We start from the raw sequence: 24924 nt of genomic DNA on the forward strand, positions 1-24924 counted from the left end.
TAAGTACTACACCAAAAATGCACAACTTCTTGAATACCAGTGATGGCACATTAGTGGCATCTTACTTATATGACCAAGAAAACATGCAAAGTTCCTTGCGCAACTAATGCATGCATTGCCCGCTATCTAACGGGCCGATAGGGAGATCAATTTCAGTGGATGTGCCGTTGCTGCTCACCGCCGTTTCTGCGACTTCGCCCTGTGGCGAAGACATGGAATATGACGCGGATTTTCTTCAGCTGGAGCGTGATGCCAAGGGCCAACCCGAGCGCAGCATGGGCGACTCGATCCTGCCTGCCGAACCGCCGGAATGGCGCGGCATCCAGCAGCAGAGTCTCGATTTGCTGCAGCGCAGCAAAGACCTGCGCATCACCCATTTCCTGCTGCAAAGCTCCCTCGCCCTCCAGGGTGTGGCCGGGCTGGCGCAAGTCCTTACGCTGATCAACGCGCTGCTGCGCGAATACTGGGCCGAGCTGCACCCGCGCCTGGACGCCGACGACGATAACGACCCCACCGTACGGATCAACGCCCTCTCCGGCTTGACCAGCGATGCGACCATTCGTCTGCTGCGCGAGAGCATCCTCACGCGCTCGCGCACCTTCGGCCCTGTGAGCCTGCGCGCCGCGTTGAATGCCAGCGGCCTGATGAGTTTCCCCGACGAACAGCTCGGTGCCCAGCAACTCAACGCCGCGTTCCTCGACAGCGAACCCGAACAACTGCAAGCCACCCGCGACGCCTTGAGCGCTGCGCGCGCGGCCTGCGAAGCCATCGAACAGCAAGTCAGCGACCAAGTGGGCTCCGCCCAAGGCGTGGACCTCAGCCTGTTGAAGCAACCGCTCAAGCAAGCGCTGCAGGTGCTCAGCCAGTGTGTTCCGAATAGCGATACCAGCAGCGAACCCGAGGCCGTCAGTGACGACAATGCCCCCTCGGTCGACTTCGCCGCTGCCCCCGCCGCACCTCGCCCCACCGGCGACATCAGCAACCGTGATGACGTGCTGCGCAGCCTCGACAAGATCCTTGCGTACTACACCCGGCACGAGCCTTCGAGCCCGCTGCCGGTGTTGTTGAACCGGGCCAAGCATCTGGTGCACGCCGACTTCGCGGCCATCGTGCGTAACCTGATTCCCGATGGCATGTCCCAATTTGAAAACCTGCGCGGCCCGGACGGCGAGTAAGCCGCCCGACTGTGCAGTAACAACACCGTCGCTCAAGCGACCAGGAGCAGCAACGTGGCGAAGCAAAGTTCTCAGAAATTCATCGCGCGCAACCGCGCGCCTCGAGTGCAGATCGAGTACGACGTCGAGCTTTACGGCGCCGAGAAAAAGGTCCAGCTGCCCTTCGTGATGGGTGTGATGGCCGACCTTGCCGGCAAGCCTGCCGAGCCTCTTCTGCCTGTGGCCGACCGCAAATTCCTTGAAGTGGACGTCGACAACTTCGACTCGCGCCTCAAGGCCATGCAGCCGCGCGTGGCGTTCCACGTCCCCAACGAGTTGACCGGCGAAGGCAACCTGAGCCTGGACATCACCTTCGAAAGCATGGACGACTTCAGCCCGGCCGCCGTGGCCCGCAAGGTCGACTCGCTCAAGCAACTGCTCGAAGCCCGCACCCAACTGGCCAACCTGCTGACCTACATGGACGGCAAGACTGGCGCTGAAGAAATCATCATGAAGGCAATCAAGGATCCGGCACTGCTTCAGGCACTTGCCAGCGCGCCTAAGCCTGCAGGGGACCAGTAATCATGACTGACAATACCGCCCGCGAAGGCGCCCAGAGCCTGGGTGCAACCGAGGAAACCAGCGAATTCGCATCCTTGTTGATGCAGGAATTCAAGCCCAAGACCGAGCGTGCCCGCGAAGCCGTGGAAACCGCCGTGCGCACCTTGGCCGAACAGGCCCTGGCGCAAACCGACCTGGTGTCCAACGATGCGATCAAGTCGATCGAATCGATCATCGCCGCCATCGACGCCAAGCTCACCGCCCAGGTCAACCAGATCATCCACCACCAGGATTTCCAGCAGCTGGAAAGCGCCTGGCGTGGCCTGCACTACCTGGTCAATAACACCGAGAGCGATGAGCAGCTGAAGATTCGCGTGCTCAACATCTCCAAGCCGGACTTGCACAAGACCCTGAAGAAATTCAAGGGCACCGCGTGGGACCAGAGCCCGATCTTCAAGAAGATGTACGAAGAAGAATACGGCCAGTTCGGCGGCGAACCGTACGGCTGCCTGGTCGGCGACTACTACTTCGACCAGTCGCCACCGGACGTGGAACTGCTGGGCGAGTTGTCGAAAGTCTGCGCCGCCATGCACGCCCCATTCATCGCTGCCGCTTCGCCGACCGTGATGGGCATGGGCTCGTGGCAGGAACTGTCGAACCCGCGCGACCTGACCAAGATCTTCACCACCCCGGAATACGCTGGCTGGCGCTCGCTGCGTGAATCGGAAGACTCGCGCTACATCGGCCTGACCATGCCGCGCTTCCTGGCGCGCCTGCCGTATGGCGCCAAGACCGACCCGGTGGAAGCCTTCGCCTTCGAAGAAAACACCGACGGCGCCGACAGTTCCAAGTACACCTGGGCCAACGCGGCCTACGCGATGGCGGTGAACATCAACCGTTCGTTCAAGCACTACGGCTGGTGCTCGCGCATCCGTGGCGTGGAGTCTGGCGGTGAAGTGGAAAACCTGCCGGCCCACACGTTCCCTACCGATGACGGTGGCGTGGACATGAAGTGCCCGACCGAAATCGCCATCAGCGACCGCCGTGAAGCGGAGCTGGCGAAGAACGGTTTCATGCCGCTGCTGCACAAGAAAAACACCGACTTCGCCGCGTTCATCGGCGCCCAGTCGTTGCAGAAACCGGCCGAATACGACGACCCGGACGCCACCGCCAACGCCAACCTGGCCGCGCGCCTGCCGTACTTGTTCGCCACCTGCCGTTTCGCTCACTACCTGAAGTGCATCGTGCGCGACAAGATCGGCTCCTTCAAAGAGAAGGACGAGATGCAGCGCTGGTTGCAGGACTGGATCCTCAACTACGTCGACGGTGACCCGGCGCACTCCACCGAGACCACCAAGGCCCAGCACCCGTTGGCCGCCGCCGAAGTGATCGTGGAAGACGTCGAGGGCAACCCGGGGTACTACAACTCCAAGTTCTACCTGCGCCCGCACTACCAGCTCGAAGGGCTGACCGTATCGCTGCGCCTGGTATCGAAGCTGCCTTCGGCGAAAAGCGCCTAACCCACGGATGAGCTGGCTCTTCTGTGGGAGGGGGCTTGCCCCCGATAGCATCACTGGGGTGTGACTGACACACCGAGGTGCCTGCATCGGGGGCAAGCCCCCTCCCACACAAAAGCACTGCCCATTTGGAGTCACTCAAATTCAGTGGCAAGAGCCACACAGGGAGAAAACATGGCTGTTGATATTTTCATCAAGATCGGCGACATCAAGGGCGAGTCCATGGACAAGGCCCACAAGGACGAAATCGACGTGCTGAACTGGAGCTGGGGCATGGCCCAGTCCGGCAACATGCACGTTGGCGGTGGCGGTGGCGCGGGCAAGGTGAATATCCAGGACCTGTCGCTGACCAAGTACGTCGACAAGGCCTCGCCGAACCTGATGATGCACTGCGCCAGCGGCAAGCACATCGACAAGGTCAAGCTGACCGTGCGCAAGGCCGGTGGTGAAAGCCAGGTCGAGTACATGGTGATCAACCTGGAAGAAGTGCTGGTAACGTCCCTGAGCACCGGCGGTTCGGGCAGCGATGACCGCCTGACTGAAAACGTCACCCTGAACTTCGCCCAAGTGATGGTCGACTACCAGCCGCAGAAAGCCGACGGCACCAAAGACGGCGGCGCGATCAAGTTTGGCTGGAACATCCGTTCCAACACCAAGCGCTGATACGCCTACCTCGCTCCGCTGTAGCAGCTGCCGAGCGAAGCGAGGCTGCGTTCGAGGACGAAGTCCTCGTACACCAGGCACTGAGGTTTACCTGATGAAACTCAGTGCCTGCTCTACGACTGCTTCGCAGTCGGACGCAGCCTCGCTTCGCTCGGCAGCTGCTACGGCGGGTCTTTCATTTTCGATATTGTCCGTGGAGCTGCTTTGGTGGTAACTGAAATCGCTTCCCGCGACCGTCTGCAACCGTCCCTGCTGGACCGGTTGACCGACGACGACCCAACTAATCCCAAGGAAAGCGCCGATAAACGCGTGCTGTCCCTGACCCAATTGAAAGCCTCGGTGCTGCGCGACCTGGCGTGGCTGCTCAACACCACGTCGTTGCTCGATGCCGATGCCACGCTGCACACACAGGCAGGCACCTCGGTGGTCAATTACGGCCTGCCGGCGCTGGCGGGCAACAGCGTTTCCAGCGTCGACATCAAGGCCCTGGAAGCCCTGATCTACCAGGCGATTGCCACCTTTGAACCGCGCATCCTGCGCCATACCCTGCGCGTCAAAGCCCGCGTCGGCCATGGCGAGATGAATCACAACGCGCTGAGTTTCGAGATCGAAGGCGACCTGTGGGCGCAGCCGGTGCCCTTGCGCCTGTTGCTGCAAACCGACCTCGACCTGGAATCCGGCCATGTGCGCGTGGTGAATGCCGACCAGCGGAGGCGCTCATGAACCCGCGCCTGCTAGAGCTGTACAACCAGGAACTGCACCACGTGCGCGAAAGCGCGGCGGAGTTCGCCAAGGAATACCCGAAGATCGCCAGTCGGCTGACCCTGTCCGGTATGGACTGCGCCGACCCGTACGTCGAACGCCTGCTTGAGGGCTTTGCCTACCTCACCGCCCGCGTACAGCTCAAACTCGACGCCGAGTACCCGACCTTCACCCACAACCTGCTGGAAATCGCTTACCCGCACTACCTGGCGCCGACGCCGTCGATGACCGTGGTGCAATTGCAGACCGACCCCGATGAAGGCTCCCTGGCCAGCGGCTTCCCGCTGCCGCGCGACACCGTGTTGCGTGCCGCATTGGGCCGCGAAACCCAGACCTGCTGCGAGTACCGCACCGCGCACCCGGTGACGTTGTGGCCGTTGCAGGTCAGCAGCGCCGAGTACTTCGGCAACCCCGCCGCCGTGCTCGGGCGCCTCGCCGCCAGTGAGCCGAAAGCCAAGGCCGGCTTGCGCCTGACTCTGCGCACCGGCGCCGAATTGCCGTTCAACAGCCTCGATCTGGACAACCTGCCGCTGTACCTCAGTGGCGCCGATGAGCAGCCGTTCCGCCTTTACGAACAACTGCTGGGCAACGCCTGTGCGGTGTTTGCACGCAAGCCCGGTGGCGATTGGGTCGAGCGCCTGCCCCAGGACGCGCTGCGCTCGCGGGGTTTCGACGACGCCGATGCGGCCATGCCGGTCGTCGCGCGCGCGTTCCAGGGCTATCGCCTGTTGCAGGAATACTTCGCCCTGCCCCACCGCTTCCTGTTCGTCGAATTCGCCGAGCTGAGCCGAGCGGTCAAACGTTGCGACGGCCAGGAGCTGGAACTGATCGTGCTGTTCGACCGTCACGAGCCGAGCCTGGAAGGCAGCGTCGGCGCGGCGCAGTTTTTGCCGTTTTGCACCCCGGCGATCAACCTGTTCCCGAAACGCGTGGACCGCATCCACTTGTCCGACCGGGTCAACGAACACCACGTGATCGCCGACCGCACACGGCCGATGGATTTCGAGATTCATTCGTTGAGCGGCATCACCGGCCACGGCACCGGGCCAGAGCAGCCATTTTTACCGTTCTATGCGGTACGCGATCCATCGCGTTATGGCCGCGACCAGGCTTACTACACCGTGCGCCGCGAACCACGGGTGTTGTCCAGCGACCAGCGCCGCAACGGCCCGCGCTCCACCTATGTGGGCAGCGAAACCTTTGTCAGCCTGGTCGACAGCCGCCAGGCGCCGTACCGGCACGACCTACGCCAACTCGGCGTGACCGCGCTGTGCACCAACCGCGACCTGCCATTGTTCATGAGCGTGGGCAATGGCAAGACCGACTTCACCCTGGCCGACAGCGCGCCGGTGTTATCCGTGCGTTGCGTCGCCGGGCCAAGCCGTCCACGCGCCAGCCATGCCCATGACGCCAAGGCCTGGCGCCTGATCAGCCAGTTGTCGCTCAACTATTTGTCCCTGAGCGAACAAGGCCAGGGCGCGGCGGCGTTGCGCGAACTGTTGCGCCTGTACGGCGACAGTAACGACGCGGCGCTGCAATTGCAGATCGAAGGCTTGCGCGACGTCAGCAGCAAGGCCGTCACACGGCGCCTGCCTATGCCCGGCCCGATTGTGTTTGGTCGCGGCCTGGAAATTACCTTGGAGTTCGATGAAAACGCGTTTCGCGGCACCGGCGTGTTCCTGCTCGGTGCGGTGCTGGAACGCTTCCTGGCACGCTACGTGTCGATCAACAGTTTTACCGAGACGGTGATCCGTACCACCGAACGCGGCGAGATCATGCGATGGAAAGCCAAGCCCGGGCGTCGTCCGACCCTGTGAGTACGTTGGATGCGATGCATCTGGAGCCCTGGGAATACGATTTCTTCCAGGCGTTGCGGCGTATCGAGTGCGAATCGCCCGAGCTGCCGCGCCTGGGCCATTCCCTGCGCCTGGCGGATGACCCGTTGCGCCTCGGGCAACAGGCCGATTGCACCTTCGCCCCGGCCACCCTGGCCTCGGTCGATCCCGGTGGCGACGGCAAACCCGCACGGCTGGAACAGTTCTTCTTCGGTCTCGGCGGCCCCAACGGACCGTTGCCGCTGCATATCACCGAGTACGTACGCGAGCGCCAGCGCAACAACGCCGACAGCACCAGCAAGCAGTTCCTGGACGTGTTCCACCACCGTTTGCTGAGCCTCTTTTACCGGGCCTGGGCCGAGGCACGGCCGACGGTCAGCCACGACCGTCCGGACGATGACTACTGGTCTGCACGCCTCGCCGCCTTGAGTGGCCGGGGCATGCCGAGCCTGCTTAACCAAGGATTGATCCCCGACACGGCGAAGCTGCATTACAGCGGCCACCTGTCGGCACAAACCCGCTACCCGGACGGTTTGAAGGCCATTCTCGGCGAGTATTTCGGCCTGCCGGTGGAGATCGAAGAATACGTCGGCCAATGGCTGGAACTGCCCGAGCGCAGCCGCGTGGGCGTGAGCGCCAACCAGCTGGGGGTGGACTTCTGCCTGGGCAGCCACGTGTGGGACCGCCAGCATAAATTCCGTATCCGCCTGGGCCCGCTCAAGCTGGACGACTACATGGGCATGCTGCCCGGCAGCCAACCATTCAACGAGCTGGTGGCGTGGGTGGCCGAGTACCTGGGCCATGAATTGGACTGGGACTTGAACCTGGTTCTGCAACAACCCGAAGTACCCGCGCTGCAACTCAACGGCCAGTTCCGCCTGGGCTTCAACACCTGGCTCGGCAAGCCCGAGCATGACGCCAACGACCTAATCCTGGCCCGGCATTACGCCGATCAAGCCACCACCTCAAGGAATCCAGAGCATGGGTGAAATCAGTCGCGCCGCACTGTTCGGCAAACTCAACAGCGTGGCCTACAAGGCCATCGAAGCCGCCACCGTGTTCTGCAAGCTGCGGGGCAACCCGTACGTGGAACTGGCTCACTGGTTCCACCAGTTGCTGCAACTGCAGGACTCGGACCTGCACCGCATCATCCGCCAGTTCAACGTCGAGCCCGCGCGCCTGGCCCGTGACCTCACCGAAGCCCTGGATCGCCTGCCGCGTGGCTCGACGTCGATCACCGACCTGTCGTCCCACGTGGAAGAAGCCGTGGAACGCGGCTGGGTGTACGGCAGCCTGATGTTCGGCGAAAGCCAGGTGCGCACCGGCTACCTGGTGCTGGGCATCCTCAAGACGCCGAGCCTGCGCCATGCGTTGCTGGGGTTGTCGTCGGAGTTCGACAAGATCAAGGCCGAGGCCCTGAGCGAGCGTTTTGACGAATACGTCGGCGACTCGCCGGAAAATGCCCTGACTGCCAGCGATGGTTTCAATGCCGGCGCGGTGCCGGGCGAGGCCAGCGGTGCCATGGCGCCGAGTGCGATGGGCAAGCAGGAAGCGCTCAAGCGCTTCACTGTCGACCTGACCGAACAAGCGCGCAGCGGCAAGCTCGACCCGATCGTGGGCCGCGACGAAGAGATTCGCCAACTGGTGGACATCCTCATGCGCCGCCGCCAGAACAACCCGATCCTCACCGGTGAAGCCGGCGTCGGCAAGACCGCCGTGGTCGAAGGTTTTGCCCTGCGCATCGTCGCCGGTGACGTGCCGCCGGCACTCAAGGATGTGGAACTGCGCAGCCTCGATGTGGGCCTGCTGCAAGCCGGCGCGAGCATGAAAGGCGAGTTCGAACAGCGTCTGCGCCAGGTCATCGAAGACGTCCAGGCCTCGCCCAAGCCGATCATTCTGTTTATCGACGAAGCCCACACCCTGGTGGGTGCCGGTGGCGCTGCCGGTACTGGTGATGCGGCCAACCTGCTCAAGCCCGCCCTGGCCCGTGGCACCCTGCGTACCGTGGCCGCGACTACGTGGGCCGAGTACAAAAAACACATCGAGAAAGACCCGGCCCTGACCCGCCGCTTCCAGGTGGTCCAGGTTGCCGAGCCGTCGGAAGACAAAGCACTGCTGATGATGCGCGGCGTGGCCTCGACCATGGAGAAACACCACCAGGTGCAGATCCTCGACGAAGCCCTGGAAGCGTCGGTGAAGTTGTCCCATCGCTATATCCCGGCGCGCCAGTTGCCGGATAAATCCGTGAGCCTGCTGGACACTGCCTGCGCCCGCGTCGCCATCAGCCTGCACGCGGTGCCGGCGGAGGTGGACGACAGCCGCCGCCGCATCGAAGCCCTGGAAACCGAGCTGCAAATCATCGCTCGCGAGCATGCCATCGGCATTGCGATTGGCGCGCGCCAGAGCAACAGCGAAACCTTGCTGGCCGCAGAACGTGAGCGCCTGGCGACCCTGGAAAGCCGCTGGGCCGAAGAGAAAACCCTGGTGGATGAGCTGCTCGCTACCCGCGCAACCCTGCGCGAAAAGGCCGGGGTTGTGGACAGTGGCAACGATGAACTGCGTGCAAAACTGGTCGACCTGCAACAGCGCCTCACCGCGCTGCAAGGCGAAACCCCGCTGATCCTGCCGACCGTGGATTACCAGGCCGTGGCCTCGGTGGTCGCCGACTGGACCGGTATCCCGGTGGGCCGCATGGCCCGCAACGAACTGGAAACCGTGCTCAATCTCGACCAGCACCTGAAGAAACGCATCATCGGCCAGGACCACGCCCTGCAGATGATCGCCAAGCGCATCCAGACCTCCCGCGCCGGCCTCGACAACCCGAGCAAGCCGATTGGCGTGTTCATGCTGGCCGGCACCTCGGGGGTGGGCAAGACCGAAACCGCCCTGGCCCTGGCCGAAGCCATGTACGGCGGTGAGCAGAACGTGATCACCATCAACATGAGCGAGTTCCAGGAAGCCCACACGGTGTCCACCCTCAAGGGCGCACCACCGGGCTATATCGGCTACGGCGAAGGCGGCGTGCTGACCGAAGCGGTGCGGCGCAAACCCTACAGCGTGGTACTGCTGGACGAGGTGGAAAAAGCCCACCCGGACGTGCATGAAATCTTCTTCCAGGTGTTCGACAAGGGCGTGATGGAAGACGGCGAAGGCCGGGTGATCGACTTCAAGAACACCTTGATCCTGCTGACCACCAACGCTGGTACCGAGCTGATTTCCCGGGTCTGCAAAGACCCGGCGAATATCCCCGAACCGGAAGAAATCGCCAAGGCCCTGCGCCAGCCGCTGCTGGAGATCTTCCCACCGGCCTTGCTCGGCCGCCTGGTGACGATCCCCTACTACCCGCTGAGCGACGAGATGCTCAAGGCGATCACCCGCCTGCAACTCAACCGCATCAAGAAGCGCGTGGAGAATACGCACAAGGTCGCCTTCGACTACGACGACGCGGTGGTCGACCTGATCGTCTCGCGCTGCACCGAAACCGAAAGCGGCGGGCGCATGATCGACACCATCCTCACCAACAGCCTGCTGCCGGACATGAGCCGTGAATTCCTCACGCGCATGCTCGAAGGCAAGGCATTGGCGGGTGTGCGCATCAGCAGCCGGGATAACGAGCTGCATTACGACTTCAGCGACGCCGAATAACGACTGTTGGAATGCAATGCAAATGTGGGAGGGGGCTTGCCCCCGATGGCGGTGAATCAGTCGCCTGATACATCAACTGACACACTGCTATTGGGGGCAAGCCCCCTCCCACATTTGAACTCAGTTTCTTCAGTTATTTAGTCATTTTCGAGACGCCCGATGCTATTCAACCAAGCCTCACGCCTGGCCAAGATCACCAGCCCCCTCGGGCCGGATGTGCTGCTGCTCAATGAAATGGGCGGCGGCGAAGAGCTGGGCCGCCTGTTCAACTATGAGCTGCAACTGACGTCCCTGGACGCCAACATCGACCTCAACCAGTTGCTGGGCAAGCCGATGAGCGTGGGCCTGCAACTGGCGGACGGTGGCGAGCGGCATTTCCACGGCATCGTCGCGCGGTGCAGCCAGAACATCGACCAAGGCCAGTTCGCCAGTTACCAGGTGACGCTGCGCCCCTGGCTGTGGCTGCTCAGCCGCACCTCGGACTGCCGGATTTTCCAGAACCTGAGCATCCCGCAGATCATCAAGCAGGTCTTTCGCGACCTGGGCTTCTCCGACTTCGAAGACGCCCTGAGCCGGCCGTATCGCGAGTGGGAATACTGCGTGCAGTACCGCGAGACCAGCTTCGATTTCGTCAGCCGCCTGATGGAACAGGAAGGTATCTACTACTTCTTCCGCCACGAACAGGACCGCCATGTGCTGGTGCTGGCCGACGCCTATGGCGCCCACACCACGGTACCGGGCTATGCGTCGATCCCGTATTACCCCAAGGACGAGCAGCAGCGCGAACGCGACCACATGCACAACTGGCACCTGGCGCAGGAAGTGCAGCCGGGCTCGCTGGAGCTCAACGACTACGACTTCCAGCGCCCCAGCGCCAGCATCGACGTGCGCTCCGCCATGCCGCGCCCGCACACCGCCGGCGACTACCCGCTGTACGACTACCCTGGCACCTACGTGCAAAGCGCCGACGGTGAGCACTACGCGCGCACCCGCATCGAAGCCCTGCAAACCCTGCATGAACAGATCGAGTTCAGCGGCAATGCCCGCGGCCTCGGCTCCGGCCACCTGTTCAGCCTCACCGGCTTCAGCCGCCAGGACCAGAACCGCGAATACCTGATCGTCGGCTGCCGCTACTACATCGTCCAGGAAAGCCTGGAAAGCGGTGGTGGCTCAGGCTCGGCGCAGTTCGAAAGCAGCCTGACCTGCATCGACGCCCAGCAAAGCTTCCGCCCCTTGGCGAGCACCTATCGCCCCATCGTCAAAGGCCCGCAGACCGCGCTGGTGGTCGGCCCCAAAGGCGAGGAAATCTGGACCGACCAGTACGGCCGCGTGAAGGTGCACTTCTACTGGGACCGCCACGACCAATCCAACGAAAACAGTTCGTGCTGGATTCGTGTATCGCAATCCTGGGCCGGCAAGAACTGGGGCTCGATGCAGATTCCACGGATTGGCCAGGAAGTGATCGTGAGCTTTCTTGAAGGTGATCCAGACCGCCCGATCATTACCGGGCGGGTGTACAACGCCGAGCAGACGGTGCCGTACGACCTGCCGGAAAACGCGACCCAGAGCGGCATGAAGAGTCGCTCGAGCAAGGGCGGCACGCCGGCCAACTTCAATGAAATCCGCATGGAGGACAAGAAGGGGCTGGAGCAGTTGTACATCCATGCCGAGCGTAACCAGGACATTGTGGTGGAGGTGGATGAGAGCCATTCGGTGGGGCATGACCGGAATAAGAGCATTGGGCATGACGAGGTAGTGACGATCGGCAACGACCGCGTGCGTGCGGTCAAGCATGACGACATGCTTATGGTGGGGTTCAGCAAAACCGACGCCATCAGCAAGAGCTATCTAATTGAAGTGGGCGAAAACTTGCGCCTGGTTTGTGGCAAAAGCGTGCTGGAGCTCAACGCCAGCGGCCAGATCAATCTCACTGGTGTGCAGATCAATGTGTATTCCGAGGGCAGCTCGGAGATCAACACCGGAGGTAATTTGCATTTGAACATTGGTGGCAAAGGCGGCACCACCCCCATGGGCCAAGGGGTCAAGGGTGAAATCGACGCGGCCGTCAATTCCATGTTTCCCAAGCCGCCTTCCGGCCAATAACGAGATTCCGTTTCATGACCTATCAACTTAATGAACTGCAATTCACGCTGCCCAGCGATGACGTTCAGGATGCTTCCATCAATATCCTGAAGTTCGCCGCTCTGGGTACGTCGTTGATCGTCAGCCGTAGCCTTCTAGGTAATGGTGAGACGCTGCAAAGCAACTTCGAAGAGCAACTGGCGAAGCTGGAGAAGCAGGTACAGGACCTGCGCTACCAACCGGCCAAGGCACTTCGTGTAGGCGCGGCGCAGGATATAGACGCCATCGAAGTGCATAACCAGTTCAGCAAGGGCACCGAGCGTATCCATCAATACCAGTTAGCGCTTGTGATACCCGGCACTCGGCAGATGCTTGCCCTGAGTTATGTCAAAGCCCAACCCCTGGGCGATGCTGAAAGCGCCCATTGGGCAACCATCAAAAGCACCTTGCAGCTGAATCCCAAGCCTTGAAGTCCCTATTCCATGTCTGACGCACTCTGGGCGGCACGTCTCGGCGACGGCCTGCTGCACACCTCGGCGATGGCCGACATCCTGGGAGGCGTGCTGGAAATTGCGGCCAACATCGCTATTACGGCCGTTGCCACTGCTGCGATTGTGGCCGCCACCGGAATTACAGTCGTAACCGGCGGGCTAGGCTGCTTTGTGCTGGGCGCCGTGGTGGGAATTATCGTCGGCATAGGCATGAGCAAGACGGGGGCGGACAAAGGGCTGACAAAAGTCTGTGACTGGATAGGCAGCGCGTTATTCCCGCCGGTGGTGATGGCAACAATCGCCACCGGCTCCCACAACACCTTCACCAACGGCATACCCTCTGCACGTGCCGCAGGCGCCATCGGCCCGGTCAGCTCGCAACCTGCCGAAGGTGGTAGCCCCGAAGAGGCTAGCTACCTTGATATGGCCAAGGGTTTCTTCTCGCAGATGTGGCGACCCACCGTAGCGGTTCCCGCACCAGGCGCAGTACCGAAACCGCTGGATATTGTGATTTGCACCAAGCATCCGCCAATGCCGCCGCAGTTTATTGCCGAAGGCTCCAGCAAGGTCACTATCAACGGTCAACCGGCCGCCCGCAGCGGTGACCGAAGCACCTGCGACGCATCGATTGTCGAGTCGGGGATGATCTCCAGCAACGTGCGTATTGGCGGAAGCCCGGTGGTGGTGCGCGAGATCCGCAGTGGCAAGACACCCGGTGTCGGGCTGGCGGTGACCGCACTGTTGATGCTGCGTGGTGGCGGCTCCAAGTTTTTCAGCAAGCTGCCGTGCATGGTCGTTGGTGGACTGGTGTCGTGGGGCACCAGCCAAGTGACCAATGCCATTACCTCTGCAGTAGCAGGCTCGCCCAACCCGGTACACAGCTCCACTGGCGCGAAAATTCTTGATGGGGAAGACGATCTGGACTTCGCCCTGCCCGGCCTGCTCCCTATCGAGTGGCAGCGCTACTACAGCAGCCGGGACGAGCGTCGCGACGGTCTGTTCGGTGCCAGCTGGAGCGTGATCTACGAGGTCTGCGTCGAGATTGGCGTACACCCCGAAGGTGGGGAACGGCTGGTCTATACCGATGAGCAAGCGCGACAGATCGACATGGGCGTCATCCCGCTGGGCGGTGCCGTATTCAGCGCAGGAGAAGGCTTGAGCGTACGGCGCAATACCAATGGCCAACTACTGATTGAAAGCGTTGATGGGCTCTATCGGCTATTCGAACCAACGCCAGGCACCGCCTCACGCCTGCGCCTTAGCCAATTGGGGGATCGCAACGACAACCGAATCTTCCTCGACTATGACGTTCAGGGTCGGCTGAGCCACTTACGAGATACGTTCGACCATGTGCGTGTCGAACTTGTTTACAGCCAGCAATGGCCGGCGCGAGTGGAGCAAGTCGAGCGGCTATACCCCGATCACAGCCGGGAAACCCTTGTCAGTTACAGCTACGACTCTCGCGGCGACCTGGCCGAAGTACGCGATACCGACGCAAACGTGCAACGCCGCTTCGCCTATGACGACGGCCAGCGCATGGTCGAGCATCAACTGCCCACCGGGCTGCGTTGTTACTACCAATGGGGCTGCGTGGACGGCAGCGAATGGCGCGTGGTGCGGCACTGGACCGATGAGGGTGACGAATACCTGTTCGACTATGACCTGTCGGCCGGCGTGACGCGCATTACTGATGGTTTGCAGCGTCTCAGCACACGTCGCTGGAACTCGCAGTACCAGATCACCGAATACACCGACAACCTGGGAAAGACGTGGCAATTCGAATGGAATGAGGAGCGTCAGTTGCTCAGCGCGACTGACCCACAAGGCGGCAAATGGCAGTTCGGCTACGACGAGTCCGGCAACCTGTGCAGCACTCAGGATCCGTTGGGGCGTATCGAGTCGACGTTGTGGCTGGAGCATTGGTCGCTGCCGCTGGTGGAGACCGATGCGGCAGGCCACGCGTGGCAATATCAGTACGACCAGCGGGGCAATTGCGTCAGCGAAGTCGACCCCTTGGGACATGCCACACGTTATCGTTATGACACCTTTGGCCAAGTGGTGGAGATCATCGATGCAACGGGTAAAAGCAAAACCCTGCGCTGGAATGAAACCGGGCAGTTAATCCAGCATATCGATTGTTCAGGGTATCCCACAGCGTTCGAGTACGACCGCCAGGGCCATTTGCAGGTGGTCGTCGACGCCTTGGGTGAACGGCAGCGCTATCGACACGACGGCCAAGGCCGGCTGTTGCAGACCGAAATGCCGGACGGCCGCACCGAACAGTACCTGCGCGACACCAGCGGTCTGTTGATCGGCTATACCGATGCAGCGGGTCACACCACCCGCTACCAATACGGGCGCCGCGGGCAAGTGCGCCAACGAATAGATGCACACGGCCGGCAGATTGAGTTCCGCTACGACGCCTACGGACACCTCCAAACCCTGACCAATGAAAATGGTGAGAGTTACCGCTTTACCTGGGACCCGTGCGACCGCCTCGTGGAACAACAAGACCTCGACGGCAGCGCCCGACGTTATGCCTATGACCTTCTGGATAACGTAGCCGCCGTTGAGTACGTGCCCACCGGGCAGACACCTGAGCCTTCAATTGTGCATCGACTCGAACGAGATGCAGTGGGCCGCTTGCTGTTGAAACAAACCGATGATGGTCGCACCGAATACGCCTACGACCCGTTGGACCAACTCACCGCTGTCACCTTCATCGGCAATGACGAAACCACCCAGGCACTGGCCTTCGCCTACGACGCGCGCGGCCAGTTGCTCATCGAACAAAGCGCCGCCGGCAGCCTGAACTACCACTACGATGAGCTCGGCAACCTGATCCAGACGCAGTTGCCCGACGGCCGCTGGCTCAACCGTCTTTACTACGGCAGCGGCCACCTGCACCAGATCAACCTCGACGGCCGCGTCATCTGCGACTTCGAACGCGACCGCCTGCACCGTGAAGTCCTGCGTACCCAAGGCCAGATCACCACGCGCAGCGAATATGACCGCAGCGGCCGCCTGCGCTCACGGATACGACGCCCCAATGGCCAGCCCACGCAACTGCCGGCTGCCCAGCAAAAACACTTCGACTATGACCCGGCCGATAACCTGATCGGCCGCCTGGAGCGTGACCGCGATAACCGTCGGGATCAGCGCCAACTGCTCCATTACGACGCGACCGGGCGCATTATCGCCAGCCAGGACAACGCTCAGGGCCAGCGAGAAACGTTTGCCTATGATGCCGCCGCCAACCTGCTAGACGGTCCGTCAGCCAGTGCGGGGCTGGTGGTGCATAACAAGCTGTTGACCTATCAGGACAAACGCTATCGTTACGACGGCTTTGGCCGAATGATCGAAAAGCGCAGTGCCCTACGCGGTGTACAGCTCTTTGCCTACGACGCAGAGCATCGCCTGATCGAAGTCCGTAGCCAGAAGGATGGACGCGAAACGGTCGTGAAAATGACCTACGACCCCCTCGGCCGGCGCATCGCTAAAACCGAACATGACAGCAACGGCTATCCGTTGGGTGAAAGCCGCTTTGATTGGGAAGGGTTGCGCCTGCTGCAGGAGCATCGGCATAGCCAGACCAGCCTCTATATCTATGAAGAAGACGGCTATGTACCGCTAGCTCGCGTGGACGGCACGGGCGAGCACCAAAGCGTGCGCTACTACCACAACGACCTGAATGGTTTGCCTGAGCAACTGACCGAAGCTGATGGGAAAACGGTATGGCAGGCGCGCTATCAGGTGTGGGGGAATGCGGACGAAGAAGTGCGTGAGGCGTACTTTATCGAAGAGCAGAATTTGCGGTTCCAGGGGCAGTATCTGGATCGGGAGATTGGGCTGCACTACAACACGTTTCGGTTTTATGATCCGGATGTGGGGAGGTTTACGACGCCGGATCCGATTGGGTTGGCGGGAGGCGGCAATCTTTACCAATACGCTCCTAACCCGACGGGTTGGATAGACCCCTGGGGCTGGGCCTGTTCCTCAGCACAAAGGAGGCAGAATAAAGTCAACGGTAAAGCCGCTGAAAACCTGGTGCATCAGAAGCTATTAAATAATCCCAAAGTGACCGTGCTCGGTACACAGGTTTATGTCAAAACTCCAGGTGCAGGGAGAGGCCGCTACGTAGACATTTTGATAAAAAATAACAAAACCGGGAAAGTCGTCGCAATTGAGGTCAAGTCAGGTGGTGCTGTACGGTCTAAAGCCCAGCTTGCAAAAGACAAAATCATCGCCGATGGGAAAGGCATATTTGGTAATTCTGGAAAGAGCACAAAAGGCGTAACCGTTAGCGAAGCCAGGGTCCCACTATGGAGGTTGCCGTAATGACTGAAACTGTAAAAGATATATTGAAGTTACTGACCTCATTCTTAGCAGAACCCTTCGCGAAACATGGGTACGCGCTAAAAAAAGGCAGAAATTTTGAAACGAATGGCGAGCGTGGTCGAGTTCGTCGCTACACGATAAATCTATCCAAGAGCAAGGGATGGTTTTCTCTCCACTTGACGCTTCAGATAGTGGACCCAGCGCTGATGACGTGCGTGAACAACGTCCTTAATAAAGCACTCCGAGACGAACGGTTTGAATATCCGGAAAACTGGTCCCAGTCTATTATCGAGAAGACTATTAAAACCCGGACTTCCAACCATGTTGTCGCCGAACTGACGGACTGGCGGCCACTAAAAAATCCTGGCGAAACGCTTGAGAACTTCAATGAGCGTTTTTCAATATGGTTGTATTCATTTGACAGCCTGGATGAAAAACCTGACTGGAAAGAGCAGTTGCTGACCAGTATTGGATTAGCCCAATGTTGGTTTGACGAAGCAGATTCGGAAGACTGGATTCGCACCAACACTGATTATCCTGCTCTTTATTTGCTATATAACGAAGGTCTAAATCAGAAACTTGAAGACAAATACAAAGCTGTGCTGAGGTCCTCTGAAGACCCAAATGAAGTGGAACTGTTTTACCTGCATCTGTCTTGATAACCAGAACAACACCCAAGGTCAACGGGAACCTTCATCTACAATGCCGAGCATCGCTTGATCGAAATCCACAGCGAGAGGCGCTCTGCCACGTCATTCGCCAAACGAAAAGGTTGTTTCTAAAGGATCACCGGCTATGGGTATCAATCAAATTATCCTCTCAGAGCAAGACCATAACCTTGGACAAATAGGCGGAGGTGCGTGGCTTACAGACCTTGCACTGTGGCCTAAAGATCCGCAAACCGGTCAGCTTATGCTGCCGGTGATTACGATGACCTCAACGTTCTTGGACGTCCCATTCATACCCTCCGGGATGGCGCTTACGGTGTTCGTCTCCGTTGAGCGTACTGACGAAACGTACACACGATCGTCTGTACGAAAGTTGACTGTCCATCAACAAAGCGAGATGGAAAAACTTCAACTTGGCCATAGCCAGGTTCTGCTTCACGCGCTGGCGACTTCCGAACTCACACCCGCTGCGTTGGTTGATCCAATTCCGCGAACGTATATTGCCCAGCAACCGTTCACTCCCGAACAAATGGAGGAAGAATTGGAAGACGTGGACAGTGGCGCGGGTATCAGCAAGGCCCTTGGGCGCCCCGCTTGGTTGCAAGACCCTTTGTATGAAAGCCCTCGCTACTATTTCTTGGCTCAACTCACCGACGCCGACATTGCAAAAATCAGCCCTAGTCACGAAGGAATATTCGGTGGAGGTATCGGCTATGTGTTCGCCGATAATCGAGCGAAAAAGCTGAAGGAAGGGGATGTGGGCGGCTATTTCCTAGTTCAATTCACCTGAAAATGCGATTAGGCGAGCTGGCTTAATCTGGCATACGCATCAGCACCCAACAAAAAATGGGCACCCGACCCAGTCGGCGTGCCCATCTTCTTTACCGCCCCGCCTCCCTTCGAGACGGTACCGCTTAACTTACGGGTTGACGCTGTCTTTGAGCGACTTGCCCGGCTTGAACGCTACGGTGTTGCTCGCCTTGATTTTCACTGGCTCACCGGTTTGCGGGTTTTTGCCGGTGCGGGCGCCGCGGTGGCGTTGCAGGAAAGTGCCGAAGCCGACCAGGGTGACGCTGTCCTTGCGGTGCAGGGCGCCGGTGATTTCTTCGAGGACGGCATTCAGGACGCGGTTGGCCTGTTCTTTGGTGAGATCGGCTTTTTCAGCGATGGCGGCTGCGAGATCTGGTTTACGCATATGTGAAGCCTCTTTGACGGTTTTTTGTTGTTATGTCCGTGCTGCTCTCTGGTGGAGCAGCGCCAAGGCGCCGCAGGCTCTACTCTGCGGCAGACGGGAGTGAGGATGGCATGCCCTCGGGCGCCGCGCCAGTCTCGCGGCGGCCTTTCTCGGGGTATGAACGTGATGTTTGCGACAGAACGGGTGGTATTTACGCCAGTAACGGCGGAAGTTCTTTGTTCAGCGCCAGTTTTTCCATGACAGCGCTGCCAGTCAGTGCGTAACCCAGCAGGCGGCCGCTGGCATCGCGGCACAGGGCCTTGATGTCGGCACCCTGCCCTTCGACACTCCAGACGCCTTCAGTGCCTCGTGGCGCAGGTGAGACCACCAGCGGGCACACCGGGGTTTTCACGGTGATGGGCATCGGCCCATAGCTCACCGCCGTGGCATTGCCGGCCAGGGTTTGCGCCAGGGCACGGGCGCAGCTCATCAGCGGCATCACGTACAACAGGTTCAGGCCATCGACCTCGGCGCAGTCGCCCAGGGCATAGATATTGGCGTGGGAGGTCTTGAGGTGGCGGTCCACCATGATCCCGCGGTTGATTTGCAGGCCGGCCGCTGCGGCCAGGTCTACACGCGGGCGCAGGCCAATGGCAGACACCACCAGGTCACAGTGGATCACTTCACCGTCCGACAGGTGCGCCTCAAGGCCATCAGCCGTGCGTTGCAGGCGATTGAGCACCGGGCCCAGGTGGAAACGCGCGCCGATGCCTTCCAGCCCGGCTTGCACCGCTGCGGCTGCCGCCGGGTGCAGCAGGGTCGGCATGACTTGCTCACACGGCGCGACCAGGTCGATTTCATAGCCGCCCAGGATCAGATCATTGGCAAATTCGCAGCCGATCAGGCCGGCGCCGAGCAGCAGCACGCGGCGCTTGCCGGCAGCGGCGGCGCGAAAGCGGGCGTAATCTTCGAGGTCATTGATCGGGAAAACCAACTCAGCAGCGTCGCCTTCGACCGGTACGCGCACGGTTTCTGCGCCCCAGGCCAGGACCAGATCACGATAGGCCACCGCTTCTTCACCGATCCACAGGCGCTTGTGGCCGGGGTCGATGCCGCTGACGCGGGTGTGGGTGCGCACTTCGGCCTTGAGTTGCTCGGCCATGGCACCGGGTTCGGCCATGCTCAGGCCATCGGCTTCCTTGTTCTTGCCAAAGCCGGTGGAAAGCATGGGTTTGGAGTAGGAGCGCCCGTCATCCGCGGTGATCAGCAGCAATGGGGTCTCGCTGTCGAGCTTGCGAAACTCCCGGGCCACGTTGTAGCCGGCCAATCCTGTGCCGATGATCACGACAGGTGCGTTCATTCCTTTCTCCTTGTAGTACGGTTCTGAAACTGAAAATTAGCCGATTTCGATCATTTCGAAATCCATCTTGCCGACGCCGCAGTCCGGGCACAGCCAGTCTTCCGGTACGTCCTGCCACAGGGTGCCCGGAGCGATACCATCATCCGGCCAGCCGTCTTTTTCGTCATAGATCAGGCCGCAGACTACACATTGCCACTTCTTCATTTACTTGCTTCCTCAGGGTCCAGGCAGGTTGGCCGGCGGTCGATGGATCCAGCGTTGCCGCACGGCTCAGGGCGTTTTGTACTGATCGGGGCCGGCAGATGCAAGCTCGATCGACGCAAGGCGCCGGCTCAGCCCGGCAAAAGATCAGGACGCCATGGTAAGCTCGCCGCCTCTTTTGCTGCCAATACTGACTCACCGTGCCGCACTCAATCGCCCTTCCCGATGTTTGCCAATGGCTGACCCAGAGCCTTCTGATCCCTGCGCCCGCGCCCTTGACCCTCAACTGGCTGTTCGACGAAGGCTCGCTGACCCGCCGGCTGACGTGGCTGTCCAACGACGGTTTCAGCGTGACGCCACTGTTCGAGGGCTGGCAGCCACTGCGCGATGATGAATGCGCGGCGCTGCACATGCCTGCGGCCAGTGTCGGTTGGGTGCGCGAGGTGTATTTGCGTGGGCACGGCCAACCGTGGGTGTTTGCCCGCAGTGTGGCGGCGCGCAGTGCATTGCAGGGCGACGGCTTGCATATGGACGAATTGGGCAGCCGTTCCCTGGGCGAATTGCTGTTTTGCGACCGGGCGTTCATCCGCCAGGCCATCGAGGTGTGCCATTACCCTCGCCAATGGCTGCCCACCACGGACCAGGCCGACGGGCTGTGGGCACGCCGCTCACGCTTTGATCGCGGGCCGCTGAGCGTGCTGGTGGCGGAAGTCTTCCTGCCGAGCTTCTGGCACGCGCTGCATGACCATCCGGAGAACTGCTGATGTATCAACGTCTGCTCAAATCCTTGAACCGCCTGAACCCCAGGGCCTGGGATTTCATTCAGTTGACCCGCATGGACAAGCCCATCGGCATCTACCTGCTGCTGTGGCCGACGCTGTGGGCGCTGTGGATCGCCGGCAAGGGCTCGCCGTCCCTGGCCAACATCGTGATTTTCGTGCTGGGCGTTACGCTGACTCGCGCAGCCGGTTGCGTCATCAATGACTGGGCGGACCGCAAGGTCGACGGCCATGTGAAACGCACCGCGCAACGCCCGCTGGCCAGCGGCAAGATCAGTTCAAAAGAGGCCTTGGTGTTCTTTGCGGTACTGATGCTGATCAGCTTCCTGCTGGTACTGCTGACCAACGCCACCACCATTTGGTTATCGCTGGGCGGCCTGGCACTGGCGGTCAGCTACCCGTTCATGAAGCGCTACACCTATTATCCGCAGGTGGTGCTGGGCGCGGCGTTTTCCTGGGGCATGCCGATGGCGTTCACCGCCGAAACCGGCCACCTGCCCGCCACCGCCTGGCTGCTGTATATAGCCAACCTGCTGTGGACGGTGGGCTACGACACCTATTACGCGATGACCGACCGCGACGACGACTTGAAGATCGGCGTCAAATCCACTGCCATTCTGTTCGGCGATGCCGACCGGGTGATCATCCTTACCCTGCAGGGCCTGGCGCTGCTGTGCCTGTTGCTGGCCGGCGCAAGGTTTGAGCTGGGGGGTTGGTTCCACCTGGGGTTACTGGCGGCGGCCGGCTGTTTTGCCTGGGAGTTCTGGTACACCCGCGACAGGGACCGGATGAAGTGCTTCAAGGCGTTTTTGCACAACCACTGGGCCGGGTTGGCGATTTTTGTCGGGATTGTGGCGGATTACGGGTTTCGATGAGGGGCCGAGCCCCTCACCGCTAGTGGGCCGGATCAGGGCTTGGCGACTTTCCAGGCGCCGTCCATTTTGCCGTCGCCGGTCGTGTCGCCGGCCTTTTTGTCCATCACGAAGGTATAGAGAGGCTTGCCGCTGTAGGCCCATTGGCCCTTTTGATCGTCGCGGGTGATAACGGTCCACTTGCCCATGGGTTTGTCGGTGGACTCGGCCATCAAGGGCGGCCAGTTGGTGGCGCACTTGTCGTTACACATGGACTTGCCATCGGCGTCCTTGGCGAAGGTGTAGAGCGTCATGCCCTTGTGATCCACCAACATCCCGTCTTTCGTCATCGCCGGGTCTGCGGCAAACGCCAGTGTCGGCAGCGTCAACACCGCCGTAACCAGCAGGGCCTTCCAGGAAAAAGTACTGTGAGTCATCGGAACCTTCCTTTTGTGGTTGTCAGGATTCGGACTCAAAGCGTAGTCCAGAGAGGCGCGAATTGCCCAAGCGACTAAATTACTGTCACACGACTGCAATAATTCCGTTATCTAATGCGGCGCAAGACAGTTAAATGACAAGAGGATTTTAGGCATGGTTGGCAGGAGCATTCTGATTGTTGACGACGAAGCGCCCATCCGCGAGATGATCGCCGTTGCGTTGGAAATGGCCGGCTATGACTGCCTGGAGGCGGAGAACTCCCAGCAGGCCCATGCCATTATCGTCGACCGCAAGCCGGACCTGATCCTGCTGGACTGGATGCTGCCCGGCACCTCCGGCATCGAACTGGCCCGCCGCCTCAAGCGCGATGAACTGACCGGGGATATTCCGATCATCATGCTCACCGCCAAGGGCGAAGAGGACAACAAGATCCAGGGCCTGGAAGTCGGTGCCGACGACTACATCACCAAGCCGTTTTCCCCACGGGAGCTGGTGGCGCGCCTGAAAGCCGTACTGCGCCGCGCCGGCCCGACCGATGGCGAGGCGCCTATCGAAGTGGGTGGCCTGCTGCTGGACCCGATCAGCCACCGCGTGACCATCGACGGCAAGCCGGCCGAGATGGGGCCGACCGAATACCGCCTGCTGCAATTCTTCATGACCCATCAGGAGCGGGCCTATACCCGTGGCCAGCTGCTGGACCAGGTGTGGGGCGGCAACGTGTATGTCGAGGAGCGCACCGTCGACGTGCATATCCGTCGCCTGCGCAAAGCCTTGGGTGACGCTTACGAGAATCTGGTACAAACCGTGCGCGGCACTGGCTATCGGTTTTCAACCAAAGGTTGAAACCTGGCTGCAAGTGATCAGCTACAAGCGGCAAGAAAAAGCCGCCTCGCTCCGACTTGAAGCTTGCAGCTTGAAACTTAAAGCTGCTCCGAAGGACGCTCCATGAACCAAAACTGGCATGGCACCCTGATCCGCCACATGCTCCTGTTGATCACCGGCTGCCTGTTGGTGGGCCTGGTCAGCGGCTATTACGGCTGGAGCCTGGCCATTGGTATCGCCCTGTACCTGGGCTGGACCCTCAAGCAATTGCTGCGCCTGCATGAATGGCTGCGCCAGCACAAACCCGACGAAGCGCCACCCGACGGCTACGGCCTGTGGGGCGAAGTGTTCGACAGCATCTACCACCTGCAACGCCGCGACCAACGGGTACGCGGGCGCCTGCAAGCGGTGATCGACCGGGTGCAGGAGTCCACCGCCGCACTCAAAGACGCGGTGATCATGCTCGACAGCGATGGCAACCTGGAATGGTGGAACCGCGCTGCCGAGACCCTGCTGGGCCTCAAGACGCCCCAGGACAGCGGCCAGCCAGTGACCAACCTGGTGCGCCACCCTCGCTTCAAGGAGTATTTCGAGCAGGAAAATTACGAAGAAGCGCTGGAAATCCCCTCGCCGACCAACGACCGCGTGCGTATCCAGCTGTACCTGACGCGCTACGGCAACAACGAACACCTGATGCTGGTGCGCGATGTAACCCGCATTCACCAGTTGGAACAGATGCGCAAAGACTTCGTCGCCAACGTTTCCCACGAACTGCGCACGCCATTGACGGTGATCTGCGGCTATCTGGAGACGCTGCTGGACAACGTCGACGAGATCAACCCGCGCTGGAGCCGTGCCCTGCAGCAAATGCAGCAGCAGGGTTCACGCATGCAGACCTTGCTCAACGACCTGCTGTTGCTGGCCAAGCTGGAGGCGACCGATTACCCGTCGGACAACCACCCGGTGGCCGTGCAAAGCCTGTTGCAGACCATCAAGAACGATGCCCAGGCCCTCTCCGGCCAACGCGGCCAACAGATCACCCTGGAAGCCGACCCGACCGTGCTGCTCAAAGGCAGCGAGGGCGAGTTGCGCAGTGCATTTTCCAATCTGGTGTTTAACGCCGTGAAGTACACCCAGGACAAGGGCAATATCCGCATCCGCTGGTGGGCCGACGAACAGGGCGCACACCTGAGCGTGCAGGATTCCGGCATCGGCATCGACGCCAAGCATCTGCCGCGCCTGACCGAACGTTTCTACCGCGTCGACTCCAGCCGCAACTCCAACACCGGCGGCACCGGGCTGGGCCTGGCCATCGTCAAGCATGTGCTGCTGCGCCACCGCGCACGCCTGGAAATCAGCAGCGTGCTGGGGCATGGCAGTACGTTTACCTGCCATTTTCCTCCAGCGCAGATGACCCGTTCGCGGCTCGTCGGAAATGATGAATAACTCAAACACAGCACAAAACCAAATGTGGGAAGGGGCTTGCTCCCGATGGCGGTGCATCAGTATCAGATATGCTGACTGACACACTGCTATCGGGAGCAAGCCCCCTCCCACAATTGGAATTGTGCTGTTTCGAATAA

General features: G+C 60.6%; 21 protein-coding genes. 17 read left to right on the plus strand and 4 right to left on the minus strand.

Annotation, left to right across the window (positions count from 1 at the left end; all coding sequences use genetic code 11):
• Positions 1–155 precede the first annotated feature (155 nt).
• From tssA to AB1462_RS08850, 13 genes are all read left to right on the plus strand, one after another.
• Positions 156–1175, plus strand: a complete 1020-nt coding sequence (gene tssA, locus AB1462_RS08790; protein ID WP_367246588.1) for a type VI secretion system protein TssA — start codon at positions 156–158, stop codon at positions 1173–1175.
• 54 nt (positions 1176–1229) lie between these two features.
• Entirely contained in the window at positions 1230–1736 is a 507-nt protein-coding gene (gene tssB, locus AB1462_RS08795) for a type VI secretion system contractile sheath small subunit (protein ID WP_065926732.1), read from the plus strand.
• 2 nt (positions 1737–1738) lie between these two features.
• Positions 1739–3235 (plus strand): type VI secretion system contractile sheath large subunit, encoded by a 1497-nt coding sequence (gene tssC / locus AB1462_RS08800; protein WP_090401413.1) that lies wholly within the window; start codon positions 1739–1741, stop codon positions 3233–3235.
• Positions 3236–3406: 171 nt separating this feature from the next.
• Entirely contained in the window at positions 3407–3895 is a 489-nt protein-coding gene (locus AB1462_RS08805; protein WP_017735732.1) for a type VI secretion system tube protein Hcp, read from the plus strand.
• A gap of 207 nt (positions 3896–4102) precedes the next feature.
• Positions 4103–4618, plus strand: coding sequence for a type VI secretion system baseplate subunit TssE (tssE, locus tag AB1462_RS08810; protein ID WP_090409834.1), 516 nt, complete (start codon positions 4103–4105; stop codon positions 4616–4618).
• Entirely contained in the window at positions 4615–6474 is a 1860-nt protein-coding gene (gene tssF, locus AB1462_RS08815) for a type VI secretion system baseplate subunit TssF (protein ID WP_367246589.1), read from the plus strand. The genes tssE and tssF overlap by 4 nt, the downstream gene beginning before the upstream one ends.
• Entirely contained in the window at positions 6438–7481 is a 1044-nt protein-coding gene (gene tssG / locus AB1462_RS08820) for a type VI secretion system baseplate subunit TssG (RefSeq protein WP_090401411.1), read from the plus strand. The genes tssF and tssG overlap by 37 nt, the downstream gene beginning before the upstream one ends.
• Positions 7474–10137 (plus strand): type VI secretion system ATPase TssH, encoded by a 2664-nt coding sequence (gene tssH, locus AB1462_RS08825; protein WP_090401410.1) that lies wholly within the window; start codon positions 7474–7476, stop codon positions 10135–10137. Before tssG ends, tssH begins: the two co-directional genes overlap by 8 nt.
• Positions 10138–10296: 159 nt before the next feature.
• Entirely contained in the window at positions 10297–12240 is a 1944-nt protein-coding gene (locus AB1462_RS08830) for a type VI secretion system Vgr family protein (protein ID WP_259191597.1), read from the plus strand.
• 14 nt (positions 12241–12254) lie between these two features.
• Positions 12255–12689 (plus strand): DcrB-related protein, encoded by a 435-nt coding sequence (locus tag AB1462_RS08835; protein ID WP_367246590.1) that lies wholly within the window; start codon positions 12255–12257, stop codon positions 12687–12689.
• A 12-nt stretch (positions 12690–12701) separates the two neighbouring features.
• On the plus strand, positions 12702–17048 hold the full coding sequence (locus AB1462_RS08840) for an RHS repeat-associated core domain-containing protein (RefSeq protein WP_367246591.1): 4347 nt from the start codon (positions 12702–12704) through the stop codon (positions 17046–17048).
• Positions 17048–17707, plus strand: a complete 660-nt coding sequence (locus AB1462_RS08845) for a hypothetical protein (RefSeq protein WP_057975240.1) — start codon at positions 17048–17050, stop codon at positions 17705–17707. The genes AB1462_RS08840 and AB1462_RS08845 overlap by 1 nt, the downstream gene beginning before the upstream one ends.
• A 136-nt stretch (positions 17708–17843) precedes the next feature.
• A complete protein-coding gene (locus AB1462_RS08850) occupies positions 17844–18506 on the plus strand; it encodes a hypothetical protein (RefSeq protein ID WP_082631491.1) in 663 nt (220 codons plus the stop codon).
• Between the two features lie 129 nt (positions 18507–18635).
• Here the strand turns inward: AB1462_RS08850 and AB1462_RS08855 are convergent, their stop codons facing one another.
• The 3 genes from AB1462_RS08855 to AB1462_RS08865 form a co-directional block, all read right to left on the minus strand.
• A complete protein-coding gene (locus tag AB1462_RS08855) occupies positions 18636–18911 on the minus strand; it encodes an HU family DNA-binding protein (protein WP_003195589.1) in 276 nt (91 codons plus the stop codon).
• A 190-nt stretch (positions 18912–19101) separates the two neighbouring features.
• Positions 19102–20250 carry an NAD(P)/FAD-dependent oxidoreductase gene (locus AB1462_RS08860; protein ID WP_367246592.1) on the minus strand — a complete coding sequence of 383 codons (1149 nt, stop codon included), beginning with the start codon at positions 20248–20250 and terminating at the stop codon, positions 19102–19104.
• 36 nt (positions 20251–20286) lie between these two features.
• Positions 20287–20454, minus strand: coding sequence for a rubredoxin (locus AB1462_RS08865; protein ID WP_003213373.1), 168 nt, complete (start codon positions 20452–20454; stop codon positions 20287–20289).
• Between the two features lie 197 nt (positions 20455–20651).
• Here AB1462_RS08865 and AB1462_RS08870 point away from each other — a divergent pair, with 197 nt between their 5' ends.
• Positions 20652–21215: a chorismate lyase gene (locus tag AB1462_RS08870; protein WP_090401403.1), complete on the plus strand. Its 564-nt coding sequence runs from the start codon at positions 20652–20654 to the stop codon at positions 21213–21215.
• Positions 21215–22105, plus strand: coding sequence for a 4-hydroxybenzoate octaprenyltransferase (gene ubiA / locus AB1462_RS08875; protein ID WP_090401402.1), 891 nt, complete (start codon positions 21215–21217; stop codon positions 22103–22105). The genes AB1462_RS08870 and ubiA overlap by 1 nt, the downstream gene beginning before the upstream one ends.
• A gap of 32 nt (positions 22106–22137) precedes the next feature.
• On the opposite strand, the gene AB1462_RS08880 is transcribed toward ubiA, so the two are convergent.
• The gene (locus tag AB1462_RS08880; RefSeq protein WP_259191579.1) at positions 22138–22518 is read right to left on the minus strand and encodes a hypothetical protein; all 381 of its coding nucleotides are present in this window, start codon (positions 22516–22518) and stop codon (positions 22138–22140) included.
• A 154-nt stretch (positions 22519–22672) separates the two neighbouring features.
• On the opposite strand from AB1462_RS08880, the gene phoB reads away from it, so the two are divergent.
• Both phoB and phoR read left to right on the plus strand, forming a co-directional pair.
• Complete coding sequence (gene phoB / locus AB1462_RS08885; RefSeq protein ID WP_003176964.1) at positions 22673–23362, plus strand: phosphate regulon transcriptional regulator PhoB; 690 nt, start codon at positions 22673–22675, stop codon at positions 23360–23362.
• 102 nt (positions 23363–23464) lie between these two features.
• Complete coding sequence (gene phoR, locus AB1462_RS08890) at positions 23465–24787, plus strand: phosphate regulon sensor histidine kinase PhoR (protein ID WP_090401400.1); 1323 nt, start codon at positions 23465–23467, stop codon at positions 24785–24787.
• Positions 24788–24924 lie beyond the last annotated feature (137 nt).

Origin of the sequence: Pseudomonas sp. SB113, from assembly GCF_040754745.1 — a bacterium.
GTDB lineage: Bacteria > Pseudomonadota > Gammaproteobacteria > Pseudomonadales > Pseudomonadaceae > Aquipseudomonas > Aquipseudomonas grimontii.

Excerpts from the sequence above, each read along its gene's own strand:
- AB1462_RS08865 (WP_003213373.1), bottom strand. The coding sequence starts at position 20,454 with ATGAAGAAGTGGCAATGTGTAGTCTGCGGCCTGATCTATGACGAAAAA.
- AB1462_RS08860 (WP_367246592.1), bottom strand. The coding sequence starts at position 20,250 with ATGAACGCACCTGTCGTGATCATCGGCACAGGATTGGCCGGCTACAAC.
- AB1462_RS08845 (WP_057975240.1), top strand. The coding sequence starts at position 17,048 with ATGACTGAAACTGTAAAAGATATATTGAAGTTACTGACCTCATTCTTA.
- tssF (WP_367246589.1), top strand. The coding sequence starts at position 4,615 with ATGAACCCGCGCCTGCTAGAGCTGTACAACCAGGAACTGCACCACGTG.
- AB1462_RS08880 (WP_259191579.1), bottom strand. The coding sequence starts at position 22,518 with ATGACTCACAGTACTTTTTCCTGGAAGGCCCTGCTGGTTACGGCGGTG.
- AB1462_RS08850 (WP_082631491.1), top strand. The coding sequence starts at position 17,844 with ATGGGTATCAATCAAATTATCCTCTCAGAGCAAGACCATAACCTTGGA.
- AB1462_RS08835 (WP_367246590.1), top strand. The coding sequence starts at position 12,255 with ATGACCTATCAACTTAATGAACTGCAATTCACGCTGCCCAGCGATGAC.
- phoR (WP_090401400.1), top strand. The coding sequence starts at position 23,465 with ATGAACCAAAACTGGCATGGCACCCTGATCCGCCACATGCTCCTGTTG.
- AB1462_RS08840 (WP_367246591.1), top strand. The coding sequence starts at position 12,702 with ATGTCTGACGCACTCTGGGCGGCACGTCTCGGCGACGGCCTGCTGCAC.
- tssG (WP_090401411.1), top strand. The coding sequence starts at position 6,438 with ATGGAAAGCCAAGCCCGGGCGTCGTCCGACCCTGTGAGTACGTTGGAT.
- tssH (WP_090401410.1), top strand. The coding sequence starts at position 7,474 with ATGGGTGAAATCAGTCGCGCCGCACTGTTCGGCAAACTCAACAGCGTG.
- ubiA (WP_090401402.1), top strand. The coding sequence starts at position 21,215 with ATGTATCAACGTCTGCTCAAATCCTTGAACCGCCTGAACCCCAGGGCC.
- AB1462_RS08855 (WP_003195589.1), bottom strand. The coding sequence starts at position 18,911 with ATGCGTAAACCAGATCTCGCAGCCGCCATCGCTGAAAAAGCCGATCTC.
- tssC (WP_090401413.1), top strand. The coding sequence starts at position 1,739 with ATGACTGACAATACCGCCCGCGAAGGCGCCCAGAGCCTGGGTGCAACC.
- AB1462_RS08805 (WP_017735732.1), top strand. The coding sequence starts at position 3,407 with ATGGCTGTTGATATTTTCATCAAGATCGGCGACATCAAGGGCGAGTCC.
- phoB (WP_003176964.1), top strand. The coding sequence starts at position 22,673 with ATGGTTGGCAGGAGCATTCTGATTGTTGACGACGAAGCGCCCATCCGC.
- AB1462_RS08830 (WP_259191597.1), top strand. The coding sequence starts at position 10,297 with ATGCTATTCAACCAAGCCTCACGCCTGGCCAAGATCACCAGCCCCCTC.